Raw genomic sequence first — 14,727 nt, 5'->3', positions numbered from 1 at the left:
AAGGTGAGGTCGATGAAAAAAGATGAATACTTCCTAAACAAGCATAATGGCGTGCTGATTGTGGTGGAAGGGATTAGCGGCTCGGGCAAAAGCGTAGGAATTCGCACACTGTTGAACGATTTACATGGGGCTGGCGTACCGGTTGTGTCATACGAATGGAATGCGATCCCTTTTCTTCGGAAACTAACTGCGCGAATAGATCGACTCGGACTGTTGGGTACGAATATGTTCAGTGTGCTGCAGTGGGTTGGATTTCTCTATGATTATTTCACAATAATCAGGCCTCACCTGAAGAACCGGCGGGTTATTGTAGCAGACCGGTATTTTTACACCGGATTGACGCGGGATGCAGCCAATGGGGCGTGGAGATGGCCTGGTCGATTCATATGCCGATGGCTGAGACAACCCGATTGGCTTTTTTATTGCGAGACGGATGCAGCTGTTTGTTATGAACGCATACAGCAACGAGGCAAGCCGTTATTCCACAAGAACAAACGCATTCTTCGGGACACAAGCGGACGCAACAAGGACTTCATGTACCTGGAACTGATGCACAGAGAATATGCGGATATGTTGAAGGAAATTGCCAAAGGAACGGTCAATGTTGTGACCATAGGCAAACTTCCGCCTTCTCTCAGCGATTCGCTGGTACAGTATATCTATTTGAAGCTGGGTAAAACAAATGTGCCGGAACTTGAAACAGCCTGCGACGAAAGGGAGAACGATGATGAATTGGCAGAAGCAACTGGAAACTTTAATGAAGAAAACCATCTCTCCGATCGTCATGTCAGGGGAGGAACCCATAGCATTAAATCGATGGCTGATTAAGAAGGTGCAGAATCATCATCCGGAGCAATTAGATGCGGAACCGGCAATTGATCCTAAAGCACGCGTGCTTCTCCCGTGGGAGCAAGTGATGCTGCAGCGGGATGAAGTGGAATCGAATTGGCGATTTTATATTTCCGAGCGCGCAGATCGGTATTTGGAGGTTAACGAGCCCTTCGCTTTATTCTCTCAACATGATGAATCATCCTATATGTATGCTTGCTGCAGTGTGCATTGTTTGCAGGATCGTGAGATGCTGGTCAACCTCATTTGCTATTATCCCTCTCCTGTGCGCGTATGGATCAACGGCCGACTGGTGTTCACGTCCCATGCCGAGTATGTCAATCGGGAAGTACATGCTCGCGTTCCGTTTCATGAAGGGTTTAACACGATTCTGGTAGAATGTCCCCTGCATTTGGACCGTCAGTTGACTTGCAGAGAGTTCATCATCAAACTGAATCCTTTCGAACGCTTGACGGATTTGCGCAAACAGAACGAGCTCGTAGATCAGGCATGGCTGGAGCAGCTGAAGCATGCCTATCATATCATTGTTGACAGCCATGCCGTTTGCAAAAACGATGATCAGGTCCCCGTGTTGAAGGGGATGGCCCAACCGATGTGTTTCTCGCCGGAATCACTAGAGAAATCACTGGAGCTGCACCTGTGGGATGCGCAGGGCCAATGCCTTGCCCGGGAACAGGTACAGGCGATGCATCCGTTTCGGCTCTCATTTCCGCAGGATGCGCAAGGCTTCTACCGCATCACATTAACGGAATCTGTCAGCCATCGAACAGTTGCCGAAACGCATTGCTGTATGGGCCATATTGCGGATGCGGTCGAAATGTTGCGCGAGCGAATCCGAACTCGCAAGGATTGCAATGAGACCGTGCTGGAGTCGCTGCGCGGGCTTGCCGCCGTTCCCTCGCTATTGCAGGGCATGAATCAATATGTGCCGGCGGACTGGATGGAACAAAACTTGAAGCTTTTCTATGAGGCGAGCGTATATGCTGGTTCAGCCGATCAGATCCTGCAAGTTCAAATGCAGGATGTGTTTCCGGAGCGCTATTCAATTATGTTGCCGAAGTCGATCGACAGCGGTGAACTGATTTATACTGTGCACCTGCCGGAACAATATGACAGCAGTCGACTGTATCCAGTCGTATTCTATTTCCACGATGCCCAAGGACGGAAATATCCGTTGCCTCTCCCTTGGATGCAATGGGCGCGAACTAGTGAAGCCATAGTCGTAGATATGGTAGGCATAAGCCGTCTGCACTTCGCCGATGATATTCAAGTTGTTCGTATGATTCAGACCATTCTGGGAACACTGCCTGCGGATCGGGATCGCATTTATGGCATAGGTTTTTGTACAGGCGGCCCCAAAACGTATCGAATCGGATTTTTGGTCCCTCATCTGTTCGCTGCGCTCGCCTCGATTGTTGGAGATCCGAGAATCGATGCAGATCAACCGGAGTACGAGTTTTTCGACAATTTGGAACATACGGCTGTACTTGCCGTTTGCGGAGTAGAGAATTGGTTTTTCAACAGTATGCGCAAGGCGGATTTTGTCGAACGGCTGCCCAAAGGGGAGACATGGATGATCCATGGCTTCATTCATAACGAGTGTAGTGCGCTTTTTAACTCCAGGCCGCTGTTTCACCGCTTGCTCGAAGCAACAAGAACACCACTGCCAAAATCAGTCAAGTATGTGCTGATCGATCCCGCATTCAACCATTCTTACTGGATAGACGAAGTACGGGCCATTGATTTCAATCATAAACATGTCAGCGTGCAAGCCCAAATTGTATCCAGGGAAAAGATCATTGTTCGGACGGTTAACGTCAAGCAATGCAGACTGCTGCTGGCACAAGAAGAAATGGAACTCGATTGTGACCTTACATTACTTCTGAACGGTCGGGAGCATACAGTCAAGCTGACAGATGCCTATTCAGCTTTATCTATTGCATGCACGGATACTGGTAACTTAAGCGAACAGCATTGGGAGCTTTGGCAGCAACCGCTGACCCGCACCGACTTCAAGAATATGACAGATCGCATCGTGGTGGAGGACGACCTTCTCGGCATCAAGAAAGCTTATGTGCGCAATTGCACCGTTGTCAAGCCAGACCGAATGGAAGATCCGAGGCGTCGATTCCATATGAAGCTTGCATACTTGCTGCAAAACCCGTTTCGCGACCGCTATATCGCTTATAACCTGGAAAGTTGCTCCCCCCAAGAATGGGCGGACAGCGAGAGAGACAGCCCCGCGTATGTCCATTTGCTTGATATGCGCAATCTTCACGACGGTCACAAGCAGTTGCTGCACCGATTGGGCATTCATGCAACATCCGATGAAATGATCTGTTACAACCGGACGTACAAAGGGGAATATGCTGCTGTTCTATGGGTGGAGAACGATCCTTCAGATCAACTGCTGGTTGCTTATAACAGCGATTCGGCAGGAGAGGCGCTGTTGGACTTGTGGAATACATTCGATGAAAATCCGTTATTCTATCAGACGTCGATCCTATGGCATGATGGACGCTGGTTTGCGATCAAACCAAGCGAAGCTACGCTATGCACTTGATTAGTTAAAGGAGGAAGATCATGGAGGACGAAAAGCTGCGTTTGCTATCCGCTGAGTACGGAACGCCCTTGTATGTTTATGACGGAGATATCATGGAGAGACAGTACCGCCGGCTTAAGGAAAGTCTGCCTGAACGGTTCGAAATTTTTTATTCAGCAAAATCCAACCCTGCACTTGGCGTATGTGAGATGTTTCGGAAATGGGGCAGCCACATCGAGGTAGCCTCACTGGGCGAACTGCATGTGGCAAAAGAAGCCGGATTTGATCCATGGCAAATCATTTTTACGAGTCCAGGGAAAACGACGAACGAATTAGAGGCTTCGATAGACATCGGCATCTATTGCCTGAATGTAGAGTCGGTGGAAGAGGCCAGGCGAATTCATCAGCTTGCCTTATCCCGTCAAAAAATCGTGAATATCGCCATTCGCGTCAATCCCAATTTCAATCTGTCCATGGCCGGCATTCGCATGTCCGGTGTACCCACGCAGTTTGGCATTGACCAGGACGAGCTGGATGAGGCCGTTCGCCAAATTATGGCGCTGTCAGGCGTCAGGTTGATTGGGATTCACGTATTCACAGGCACGCAGATGCTCGATGCGGCTCATTTGACTGAGAACATGCGAGAAATCATCAAGCTCGCCGTATCCCTGTCGGCTGCGCATGGCTTTCCATTGGAATTTCTTGATCTCGGAGGCGGATTCGGCATCCCTTACTTCAAAGGGGAAGAAGCGCTGGACATGCAGCGGTTGAAGGAAGGGATGCAGGAAGTGTGGTCCGCCTACGAGCGCGAACTGGCCACTACGCGCATCGGCGTAGAAAGCGGCCGGTATTTAATGGCGGAAGCAGGCGAATTTGTCACTCGTGTACTGTATGTGAAAGAGTGCAAGGGAGTCAAGTATCTCGTCTGTGATGGCGGCTCCCATCAGCACGCCTCTTCCGCATTCTTGGGTCGTTATGTCCGTAACAATTTCCCAATGCGTATAGCCGGCAAATCGGGTGCACAGCTTGAAGAAGTAGGAGTTGCAGGTCCGCTGTGCACACCGACAGATATGTTGGGGCAGCGTATCGAGCTTCCAGCAGCTGAAGAGGGGGATTTGCTTGTCATCGAGAAATCCGGCGCCTACGGACTTAGCCACAGTCCGGTCATGTTTCTGAGCCATGCGCTGCCTGCAGAAATTATAGTCTATCAAGACCAAACCTATGTGCTTAGAGAAAGGGGGAAGGTGGAAGATTTTCTGCTTGGACAGCAGTCTCTGTTCAAGTCTGAGAATCTTTCACATGCATAATGGAAAAGGCGCAGTCATTTCACCTAATTCGTTGGATCGCGGAGAACCGCGATCAGGGAAGAATCGTTTGGTTATTCAATATCGGCGCGGAAAAATACTGGAATCCGGTACAAGCTGGCATTATTGATCGCAACGAAGATCGAATTGTCAACCGTGTAGAGGATATGAATCTATTGCTTTGCCGCAAGCAGGATGTCCTCATTATGAGAGCCTACCCGGATGAAGACTTTCTAACGCAGCTGCAGCAGTGGGGGATGGACATTCCGCATATTGAGGTGCCGGCAGGTGCAGCAGAAGACCCTTATACGCCAATTGCCGAACTTGTACTGCAGGACAACCTGTTGCTGGACAGACTTGCGGCATACGCTGCGTCCGCTGCGGACACGTACTTTGTTCCATACGCCGTCACGCGCATCGAAGAGGAAATCGCTGACCGCTGCGGGCTGATTATTCCGCATGCAAGGGCGAAGATATGCGCGGGCATTAATGACAAGATCGCTAATCGCTTGCTAGCAGAGGAGCTGAATCTTCCTGTTTGCAAAGGCAAAGTTTGCCGGAGCACGGATGAAATTCAGCTGGCCTTCGATGAGCTGGAACAGAACCCGCCGTACTTCGAGAAAGTGATCATCAAAGACCCGTTTGGTGCATCCGGTAAGGGCTTGTATATTGTTGATGATGCGGCGCGCCTTAAACCGCTGCTGGCGAGGTTGGGACGCATAGCGCGATCCCGACCGGATACACAGTGGCTTGTTGAAGGCTGGTATAAGAAAAAGGCGGATATCAATTATCAGGTGTATATTTCACCCAACGGGGAAACCGAGGTATTCTCCATCAAAAAACAGGTGCTGCGGGACACCGTCTATATTGGCTCGCAGATGCCGCCTGACTTTGAGGATTCGGTGACTGCCTCCATTCACGAATATGGACGGCAAATTGGCAACAAGCTGTATGAGCAGGGCTATTGCGGCGTAGCCGGGATCGACTCTATCATTACGGATGAAGATGTGCTGGTTCCAATTATCGAGATTAACGGTCGATTTACGTTGTCCACTTATATATCGTTCATAGCAGCACGAATGGGCATTGCGAAGATGCTGACGCGCTACTTCCGCTTGCAGACGGAGGAGCCTTTCGGTTTTTTGAGCTTGTGTGAAGCGTTGCGGAAGGAAAATCTGCTTTATGATGAAGGAAGCAAGAAAGGCATTATCGTGTATACGTCCGGTACACTGCCGCATGCAAGAGAGGAGTCAACCGGACGCTGTGCGGGTAGGTTGTTCGCCTTGATTGCGGCACCAACATGGGACGAAGCGGAACGCTTGCAGCAGCAGCTGGAGCAATTTGTGGAACGGCTTACGGATAAAACACTTGCGGTGTAATAAAGTTCCTGCAAAGCGATCCATGGCAGAAGAACGAGTCATGACGGACTTTGAAAGGGGACTATGGAATGGTTCAGGCCACAACCGTTAAGCAGCTTCCCGTGTATCCGACGAGGATCCACGGAAGGCTGCATCATGCACTGCCGCACTCGATCATCTCACGGACTGCAGCTTATGAAGCATGGTTCAAGAGCAATTATATTCAGCTGTATTGTCCGAACGAGACGAGAGGCAGCTATCATGTAAATTTTTTTGGATACTTTGTGTGGATGCAGCGTTTTCCTTGCTTCTATGTGGAACGCTTTAAGCGCAGCACGCTGGCCCGCACCAATGCGGATATCATATCGTTTATTCAGAGATGCATTGATGACGGATTGTATTTTTACACGTATGCGGATGAATTTTATGTTCCGCTGTTCTGGCATGAACGCGGGCATGTATTACGCGATTTCCTCATACATGGCTACAACGCGGAGAGGCGCACGTTTGATGTGGTCGGGGTACGCAAAGACAGTCAGATCGGGTCAACCGTTGTGAGCTTCGATGATTTTCTTGCCAGTTATGAATCCACGGAAGTTTCCGAGTTTTTTCAAGACGATATCTTTCTGCTCAAGGAGCTGCCGGAGGACGAGTACGAATTCGATCCTGTACTGGTCAAGGAACTGCTGGACGAATACTTGCATTCCCGCAATACGTCCACTCGATTTCGAATGCGAGCCAATCCAAGGCCAGATTTGTACGGCATGTCGGTATATGACCAATATATCGAAGATCTTCGCTTGACTGAAGAGACGAAAGAATACGTTTCGTTTATTCCGGCACAAATTATCATGGAGCACAAGCAGTTAATGGTGGATCGAATCGCCTATATGGCAGATCATGCAGTACTGGACCCGGTCATGCTTCGCCAAATTCAGACTGACTATGAAGAGGCTGCGAAGCGATCGGCCATTCTGCGAAGCTCCATACTGAAGCATAATCGCTTGCAGAGGGGGTCACTTATTAAGGATATCATTTCGGATGTCTGTACGATCCGAACGATCGAACAGGAAGTGCTGGGCAGGCTTCTTGATGAACTGCATAGAAACTTTTAGTTTATAAAGTGAGCAGGCCTATGCGCGTAGGCCTGCTCTTTATTTGCGCTGGCAGGATGATTCGGAGTTAAGTCTTGTTGCACCTGCAGAAGGCAGAAGTATTTCCTGCTGATATTTCCCAGGCAAGCGCAGAAATCGACTCGAATTCGCAAGATTCAGTGGCGGCAACCTGCGGAAACTCGACGCAATCCCTGGTTGTCTGACAACAGTTGCGTTAGAAAGCCCAGTTTCCCTTGCGGAAGACAGGTTCGCGAGTGCCGTCCGCAAGAATGCCGTCAATATCCATCTCGGCAGAGCCGATCATAAAGTCAACGTGCGTGAGGCTGTCATTCAAGCCTTGCTCTATCTGTTCTTCCTTGCTCATTGCTTTGCCGCCCTCCAGGCAGAAAGCATAGGCTTTGCCAATGGCCAAATGGTTGGAGGCGTTCTCGTCAAACAGCGTGTTGTAGAAAATAAGATCGGTTTGTGAGATCGGCGATTGATGAGGGACGAGTGCCACTTCTCCCAAATACCGGGAACCGTCATCGGTCTCGATCAGGTTTTTCAACGTTTCATAGCCCGATTCTGCTTTATAATCGACAATTTGCCCTTCCTTGAAGGTCAAGGAGAAATGTTCGATCAGATTGCCAGCATAACTAAGCGGCTTTGTGCTCTTGACCGTCCCGTTTACGCCTGTTTTTAGCGGTGCGGTGAACACTTCTTCTGTCGGCATGTTCGCTACAAATGTAGTGCCCTTGCTGTTTACACTGCCCGCACTGACCCAATGATGCAACGGAGGAAGCTCGATGGTGAGATCCGTTCCCGGAGCTTGGTAATGGAGCGCTTTGTATTTGCGTTTATTCAGATGGTCCGCTTTCGTGTCAAGCGTAGCCGTATGTTCTTTCCAAGCTTGCACCGGATCGTTCCGATCAATTCGGGTGGCTTTGAAGATTGCCTCCCATAGGGCATCTACTCGCGCGTCGGCATCAAGCGACGGAAATACTTTATCCGCCCATACTTGGGATGGAATCGCCACAATGGACCAGCTGATCTTGTCGGACATGGCATAGGCACGGTAGTGCTGCAGCGCGTTGCTTCTTGCGATATTGTCAGCTTTTACCCTCCGCGGATCGATGCCTTGCAACAGATCAGGATTCGCAGAAATGACACTGAGAAAAGCCGCGTTGTTTTCCGCCATTTCCTCCCATCCTTTGGCACGCCACATGATCGGATATTCAGCGAAGGAATCCTCAGGCGCCAATTCGAAGCGAGTTCTGGTAATGGCATCATCTGTCCAGTCGACGTGCACATAGCGAGCCCCAACCTCGTAGGCATGTTTCACAATGCTTCGCACATAGGCAGCAGCTTGAATCGGGGCAGAAACGACGAGCATCTGCCCGGGCTGAACGTTGACGCCTACTTCAACGGCCAGAGCAGCGTATTTTTCCAAGTTGTGCTGAAATGCTTCCATATGATCCCTCCATAATAGTCTATGTAGGCATTATAGCATAGTCGGCGGCCGGCTATTCACCGGATGTTTGATTCGTGTCCGGTCAAGCGTTGGTTAGATTGCGGGCTTGGAGGAAACAGACATGCGACTGGCAAAATTCATTGTAGAATGATACATGCGGCTGAGGTTTATCCATGGAAATTCTGCGGGCAAAACGATAAACTGAACGTATATGGCCATACATACAGGCATGGAATTGTCAATTTCTCCGGGGGGGTTTGCAAATTGAAGTATTATGCAGTATTTCTAAAAATGCAGGATGCGGAATTAAGCCAGAAATTCAGACCCGAGCATCTCGCGTATTTGGACAAGCGGCGTGCGGAAGGGGCGATTTTCGCCAACGGCCGCTTTGTTGACGGTGCCGGCGGCTTGGTCATTTATAAAGCCGAGAACGAACAGCAAGTGGAAGAGATGGTGAAGCAGGACCCTTATATAATTGAAGGGGCAAGAAGCTACGAAATACATGAGTGGGAAATTGTCATTGCCTGATAGCGCTGCGCAGAGCCGGGATCGATGTGGTCCCGGCTTTTCCCAATCAGCAAGAGAGGAGAGAGGGCATGGACGTTTGGTGGAAGAAACCGCTGCGCATCATTCAGCCGAATTTGCAGGTTAGGGACACAGCCTTGATTGATCCGAGCAGACTGGCTGCCCAGCTTGAGGAGATGGGAGCGAATACCGTTGTATTCAATGTCGGAGGGATTTACGCATGGTATCCGACAGAAGTTCCGTTTCATAAGCAGAACGAATACTTGCCTGCGGACCGAGACTTGCTTCGGGATGTGATTGATGCTTGCCATAAGCGCGGCATCCGCTTTATCGCCCGTTTTGACTTCAGCAAGGCGGAGGACGCAGTTTATCAACAGAGGCCGCAATGGTTCGTCAGGGATGCAGCTGGGGAGCCGCAGGTGCTCGGCGCCAAGCGACCGGGAGCCTGGTCCCTGCTGATGTCAACCTGCACGAACGGTGACTATCGGCGTGACGGGGTTGCCGTTCCTGTCATTAAGGAGGTGCTGGCGCGCTATCCGATTGATGGGATTTTTTTCAACAACCCGAACTTTCTACCTTGCTTCTGCGACAGGTGCAAGCGCAAATACCTCAATTATTATGGCGAAAAGCTGCCGGAAAATGCCAGCGAATTTCAGAAGGACTGGGCTACCCGCTGTCTGAAGGACAATATTGACTACTTGCATCAGGCCATTCAACGGGAAGCGTCGCAGATTCCGCTTATTCTATACTATAACCTGTACAAGGACAATCTGGACGATCGTGCGGCAACAGCGGAGATGCTATGTACAGAACCGCAGGATGTATTGTCGCTCGGACATCGCCATATCCCGGAATTTTGGAAACCCGCCCTCAGCATCAAGCTCGGCAGAACGCTGCCCGATTATCCGAATCCTTTCGGGATTGTTCACAGCTGCCCGGGCATGGACTGGCGCCATACCGGCTTGCCGCCGGCGGAGTATCGCTTCTGGCTGTGTCAAATTACTGCGAATGGCGGACAGATCTGGCATTCATTGACTGGAGTGCCGGACACCATTACAGACAAGCGCATCCTGGAAGTTGTCAAGGAACACAATGCCATGGTGCAGAAGGTCGAGCCCTATATGACCGGAACAGAGCCGGACAATCAGGTTGCGTTAATTTGGAACGCGGCTACCTCGGCAGAAGGATGGGCGGAAGCGTTTTTGGAGCAGCAGGTGCCGTTCGATGTACTATTGCCGGAACAGGTGGAAGCAGGGAGACTGAAGCATTACCAAGCAGCTGTAATCCCGGAAGCGCTTGCGTGGAACGATGCATTTACCGATGCTGTCAAGCGGTACGCAAGCGAAGGCGGCAGTCTGATTGTAGAAGGGGTGCCTGATCGTGAAGACGTATCGGATTTTCTCGGCATTGAGCCGGAAACGTACACCAGCGAACCGCTCATAGCGTCTTATATGCGATTTGAAGGAGCCGCCCACCCGTTGCAGCGCAAGCTGGAGCAGACCGAGCTGATTCCGCATCGGGGGAAGGTAACATACTGCCGACCGTTACCGGATACAGAAGTGCCGATTACGCTTGTTCCGCCATTCTCACCGCTGGAGAGTGTCGGGGCCCCGCCGGAACGGGCATCAATGGCTGTGCGGCGGACAGAGATTCCGCTCGTGATGCACGCGCGCTGTGCGCGGGGGAGAGTCGTTTTGCTGCCGTTTTCGTTCAGTCAGCTGATTCAGGAATACAAGCTGGGCGACCACTATCAATTGGTTCGCAATCTGATCGACTATATGGCGGGAGGCAGTCTCGCCGTAGAAGTCGATCATGCCCCTGGTGTGCAGGTAACTGTCTTTCGCAAAACAGACGGCGTGCTAATTCATCTGGTCAATGGTGCTGGACGCCGCCCGTTGACGGCCAATTTGGTGCAGCGTCAGCTGTCCGTGTCCATAGACAAGGCATGGCTAAATTCGACGCCTGTGCAGGCTACCGCTGTCATGACCGGAGAATCCTTGTCCTTGAAAGAGGAGGCACAACGCTGGCACATTACACTGCCCGAACTTGGAGTTTGGGAAGCGATCTGGATCAGGCTGTAGCGTCTGCTTCGCGATTTGGTATTCGGGAGGCCAACATGTTAAAATAATGCCAAAAGTCGCGAAACGAGGTGTCGTCAGTGGAGGATCGCGTTGTACTGGAGGAGTTGCTGCAGCAGTCGCGAGCATATAGCGCCAAGGGCAAGGTGGCCGATTACATACCGGAGCTGGCTAAGCGTGCACCGAACAGTCTCGGCATTACCGTTCATCGAATCGATCGGGAGCCGGTGTCGGCTGGAGACTGCGGCACATCTTTTACGCTGCAGAGCATATCCAAGGTTTTCTCCCTGATTCTGGCGCTGATGGACCAAGGGGAGGAACGGATCTTCAACAAGGTTGGCATGGAGCCGACCGGCGACAATTTCAATTCCATGGTGAAGCTGGAGCTGGTGAATCCCGGCAAGCCGTTCAATCCGATGATTAACGCCGGAGCCATTGCTATCAGCTCGATGATAGCCGGGAAAACTCCTGACGAGCGTTTTGCGCGATTGCTTGCCTTTATCCGCACGATGGCGGGAGATGACACCATTGCAGTCAACTCGAATGTATATGAGTCTGAGGCGGCAACGGCCGACCGAAACCGGTCGTTGGCGTACTTTCTCAAGCATAATCAAGTGCTGGAAGGCAGTGTGGAGGATCATCTCGAGGTTTATTTCAAGCATTGTTCGATCGAAGTGACCTGCCGCCATATTGCCCGAATGGCTATGATTCTTGCGAACAACGGCGTGGATCCGGAAAGCGGGCAGAAGTTGATCCCGCGAAGATACGTTCAAATTGCGAAGGTATTCATGATCACCTGCGGCATGTACAATGCATCCGGGGAATTCGCCATACAGGTTGGCATTCCCGCGAAAAGCGGAGTTTCCGGAGGCATCCTGGCCGTTGTGCCTGGACAGATGGGCATTGGCGTCATCGGTCCGGCATTAAGCGAGAAGGGCAATAGCGTGGCAGGCGTGCAGCTTCTGCAAAGCTTGTCTGCACGTTGGGATTTAAGTATTTTCTGACAGAGGCAAGCAGGCGACAGAGAATTTAAGGAGGACGAGAAAATATGAAGCATCTTCAAGATACAACAACCTTAAATAACGGGGTGAATATGCCTTGGCTCGGACTGGGCGTTTACAAGGTGGAGGATGGCGATGAAGTCATTTCATCCGTTAAAGCAGCCTTGGAAACGGGGTATCGCCATATTGACACGGCCGCCCTTTACAACAACGAGCAAGGGGTAGGACAAGCGATCCGGGAAAGCGGTGTCCCAAGAGAAGAAATCTTCGTTACAAGCAAGGTATGGAATTCGGAGCAGGGCTACGAAAGCACGCTGCAAGCGTTTGAAGCGAGCCGAAAGCGGCTTGGCCTAGAAGTGCTGGACCTCTATTTGATCCACTGGCCGGTTAAAGGCAAGTATCTCGATACATGGAAAGCGCTGATGAAGCTGTACAAGGATGGATATGTACGCGCGATCGGTGTAAGCAATTTCCAAATTCATCACCTGCAGGACATTATGGATGACAGTGATATTGTCCCGGCGGTGAACCAGGTGGAATGCCATCCGCTGCTTACGCAAAAGCCGCTGTTAAAGTTCTGTCGTGAAAATCAGATTCAATTGGAAGCGTGGAGTCCGCTGATGCAGGGAAATCTGGATGTGCCTCTGCTCGACGAGCTTGCCGCCAAATACGGCAAGAGCAAGGCACAGATCATCATTCGCTGGGACCTGCAGAATGAAATCGTTACGATTCCGAAATCAGTCAAGCCGCATCGGATCGCAGAAAACGCGCAAGTATTTGATTTTGAGCTGTCCGAGGAAGATATGCAGCGCATCGATGCACTGAACCAAAATAAGCGATTCGGGGCAGATCCGGACAATTTCGATTTCTAATCATGCTTTAACCGAAGGGGTGTCTATGGATGGTACATAGGCGCCCTTTTTGTTATAAGGGCAATGGGAATCAGGTCAGGCCTTGTTTTTTTCACGGTCACGATTCGTGATACAATAGGATTACGAATGAGAAGAAAGCAGGGGGGGACCTATGAACGTTAGAAAATTCAGGCTCCTGGACATGGAGAACGTGCAATCCAGCGAGGAGCGCGATGAATATGAGAAGGATTATGCGCGATTGATCCAAACCCCGGCATTCCGGCGATTGCAGGGCAAGTCACAGGTTTTTGGCGCCGGTACGGGGGACTATTATCGAACGCGCTTGACGCATTCCCTGGAAGTATCGCAAATTGCCAGAGAGGTTGCCCGCCGGTTAGGGAAGACCTATCCGTTCCTCTCCGCAAACTTGCACCCAGGACTCATCCTGCAGCCAGAGGTTGTAGAAATCGCCGCACTCGCCCATGATCTCGGTCACCCGCCATTCGGACATAAGGGAGAAGAAGTGTTGAACAGCTTGTTAATGGAGGCATACGGCATCCCTTACGAGGGGAATGCGCAAAATTTCCGCATCCTGATGTTCCTGGAGAAAAGAGCAGGCAGCGAAAGCGGACTCGATTTGACGGCCGCAGCACTCCTTGCCATCAACAAGTACCCTTTTTCACTTAGTGAGCCGGGTCGCTTGAAAGGAGTTTATGAAAGCGAGTGGGAGGCAATCGCATCGCTTCGGAGAGCTTGGAAGATGCCGGACGGCTGTGCGACGTTGGAAGCACAATTGATGGATTTATGCGATGATATCGCTTATTCCACGCATGATATAGAGGATGGCATCCGTGCAGGGAAAATCCAAATGACCTCTGTCTTTTTCGGGGATGAACGGCTGATTCGCGCACTAATTCAGGAGATTGAGTGCGATGAGGGAAATACGGATATGGAATGGGACCAGATCGATATCCGAGGGAAAGTCATTCAGGTACTCGAGCATTACTTGGCGCAGTGGCAACATATCTATGCGCAGTGTGATCGAGAGGCATCCCGAGCACGAAGGGAAATGAAGGCGCGGTGGGTAAGCTTGTTCGCAAACCAGGTTGGGATTATCGACGATACGGAAAAAGGATGGAAAAAAATCACATTCGTTCGTGAGGGAAAGCGCGATTTGGACCTGCATCGAACGATGGAAATATTGAAGAAGCTGGCTTGGGTAACGATGATCAAGGATTTTCGCGTACAGCGACTGCAGAAAAGAAGCGAAATCATTATCCGCCGTTTGTGGGACAGCTTCAAGGATCAGGAAACCGGCCGTCTGATTATCCCGCCTGACTGGATCGAGAACTACGAACGGCACAAGGATAAATGGCCGTGGGAGAGACTTGTTGCCGATTATATCGCCGGGATGACGGATTCGTATGCGGAAAAAGTATATGCGGAACTGTTCGCAGGACGTTCCGGCACCATATACGAACGCGATTAACAAAAAAAGAGGCCGCGGTTGCATGCTAGCCGCAGCTAGCCAAGCATCTCTGGCCTCACCGTTTGAACTGATTGAACAGTCATCATGATTAGTGAATAAAGTCATATCAAGAAGGAGAATCCTTTGCAGAAAATGTGACGATAGACACTATATGCGAGTGATCAT

At 50.7% G+C, this 14,727-nt stretch carries 11 protein-coding genes; 10 read left to right on the top strand and 1 reads right to left on the bottom strand.

What is annotated here, in order from left to right; translation table 11 throughout:
- Positions 1 to 12: 12 nt before the first annotated feature.
- The 5 genes from XYCOK13_RS00250 to XYCOK13_RS00230 all read left to right on the top strand — a co-directional run bounded on the left by XYCOK13_RS00250 (position 13) and on the right by XYCOK13_RS00230 (position 7,168).
- Positions 13 to 828 (top strand): nucleoside/nucleotide kinase family protein, encoded by an 816-nt coding sequence (locus XYCOK13_RS00250; RefSeq protein ID WP_213409834.1) that lies wholly within the window; start codon positions 13 to 15, stop codon positions 826 to 828.
- Complete coding sequence (locus tag XYCOK13_RS00245) at positions 728 to 3,412, top strand: hypothetical protein (protein WP_213409833.1); 2,685 nt, start codon at positions 728 to 730, stop codon at positions 3,410 to 3,412. Before XYCOK13_RS00250 ends, XYCOK13_RS00245 begins: the two co-directional genes overlap by 101 nt.
- A gap of 20 nt (positions 3,413 to 3,432) precedes the next feature.
- The gene (locus XYCOK13_RS00240; RefSeq protein ID WP_213409832.1) at positions 3,433 to 4,698 is read left to right on the top strand and encodes a type III PLP-dependent enzyme; all 1,266 of its coding nucleotides are present in this window, start codon (positions 3,433 to 3,435) and stop codon (positions 4,696 to 4,698) included.
- Positions 4,698 to 6,074, top strand: coding sequence for a preATP grasp domain-containing protein (locus tag XYCOK13_RS00235; protein ID WP_213409831.1), 1,377 nt, complete (start codon positions 4,698 to 4,700; stop codon positions 6,072 to 6,074). Before XYCOK13_RS00240 ends, XYCOK13_RS00235 begins: the two co-directional genes overlap by 1 nt.
- Positions 6,075 to 6,142: 68 nt before the next feature.
- Positions 6,143 to 7,168: a hypothetical protein gene (locus XYCOK13_RS00230; RefSeq protein ID WP_213409830.1), complete on the top strand. Its 1,026-nt coding sequence runs from the start codon at positions 6,143 to 6,145 to the stop codon at positions 7,166 to 7,168.
- Positions 7,169 to 7,382: 214 nt separating this feature from the next.
- Here the strand turns inward: XYCOK13_RS00230 and XYCOK13_RS00225 are convergent, their stop codons facing one another.
- Complete coding sequence (locus XYCOK13_RS00225) at positions 7,383 to 8,618, bottom strand: aminopeptidase (RefSeq protein WP_213409829.1); 1,236 nt, start codon at positions 8,616 to 8,618, stop codon at positions 7,383 to 7,385.
- 264 nt (positions 8,619 to 8,882) lie between these two features.
- Here XYCOK13_RS00225 and XYCOK13_RS00220 point away from each other — a divergent pair, with 264 nt between their 5' ends.
- The 5 genes from XYCOK13_RS00220 to XYCOK13_RS00200 all read left to right on the top strand — a co-directional run bounded on the left by XYCOK13_RS00220 (position 8,883) and on the right by XYCOK13_RS00200 (position 14,562).
- A complete protein-coding gene (locus XYCOK13_RS00220) occupies positions 8,883 to 9,146 on the top strand; it encodes a YciI family protein (RefSeq protein ID WP_213409828.1) in 264 nt (87 codons plus the stop codon).
- Between the two features lie 68 nt (positions 9,147 to 9,214).
- Positions 9,215 to 11,224, top strand: coding sequence for a family 10 glycosylhydrolase (locus XYCOK13_RS00215; RefSeq protein WP_213409827.1), 2,010 nt, complete (start codon positions 9,215 to 9,217; stop codon positions 11,222 to 11,224).
- Between the two features lie 77 nt (positions 11,225 to 11,301).
- Positions 11,302 to 12,225, top strand: coding sequence for a glutaminase A (glsA, locus tag XYCOK13_RS00210; RefSeq protein WP_244864914.1), 924 nt, complete (start codon positions 11,302 to 11,304; stop codon positions 12,223 to 12,225).
- A 44-nt stretch (positions 12,226 to 12,269) separates the two neighbouring features.
- Positions 12,270 to 13,094: an aldo/keto reductase gene (locus tag XYCOK13_RS00205; protein WP_213409825.1), complete on the top strand. Its 825-nt coding sequence runs from the start codon at positions 12,270 to 12,272 to the stop codon at positions 13,092 to 13,094.
- A gap of 151 nt (positions 13,095 to 13,245) precedes the next feature.
- Positions 13,246 to 14,562, top strand: coding sequence for a deoxyguanosinetriphosphate triphosphohydrolase family protein (locus XYCOK13_RS00200; protein WP_213409824.1), 1,317 nt, complete (start codon positions 13,246 to 13,248; stop codon positions 14,560 to 14,562).
- Positions 14,563 to 14,727 lie beyond the last annotated feature (165 nt).

Source organism: Xylanibacillus composti (assembly GCF_018403685.1).
Lineage (GTDB): Bacteria > Bacillota > Bacilli > Paenibacillales > K13 > Xylanibacillus > Xylanibacillus composti.
This window is presented reverse-complemented; position numbering and strand designations above follow the sequence as displayed.

Excerpts from the sequence above, each read along its gene's own strand:
- XYCOK13_RS00235 (WP_213409831.1), top strand. The coding sequence starts at position 4,698 with ATGGAAAAGGCGCAGTCATTTCACCTAATTCGTTGGATCGCGGAGAAC.
- XYCOK13_RS00250 (WP_213409834.1), top strand. The coding sequence starts at position 13 with ATGAAAAAAGATGAATACTTCCTAAACAAGCATAATGGCGTGCTGATT.
- XYCOK13_RS00215 (WP_213409827.1), top strand. The coding sequence starts at position 9,215 with ATGGACGTTTGGTGGAAGAAACCGCTGCGCATCATTCAGCCGAATTTG.
- XYCOK13_RS00225 (WP_213409829.1), bottom strand. The coding sequence starts at position 8,618 with ATGGAAGCATTTCAGCACAACTTGGAAAAATACGCTGCTCTGGCCGTT.
- XYCOK13_RS00240 (WP_213409832.1), top strand. The coding sequence starts at position 3,433 with ATGGAGGACGAAAAGCTGCGTTTGCTATCCGCTGAGTACGGAACGCCC.
- XYCOK13_RS00205 (WP_213409825.1), top strand. The coding sequence starts at position 12,270 with ATGAAGCATCTTCAAGATACAACAACCTTAAATAACGGGGTGAATATG.
- XYCOK13_RS00200 (WP_213409824.1), top strand. The coding sequence starts at position 13,246 with ATGAACGTTAGAAAATTCAGGCTCCTGGACATGGAGAACGTGCAATCC.
- XYCOK13_RS00230 (WP_213409830.1), top strand. The coding sequence starts at position 6,143 with ATGGTTCAGGCCACAACCGTTAAGCAGCTTCCCGTGTATCCGACGAGG.
- XYCOK13_RS00245 (WP_213409833.1), top strand. The coding sequence starts at position 728 with ATGAATTGGCAGAAGCAACTGGAAACTTTAATGAAGAAAACCATCTCT.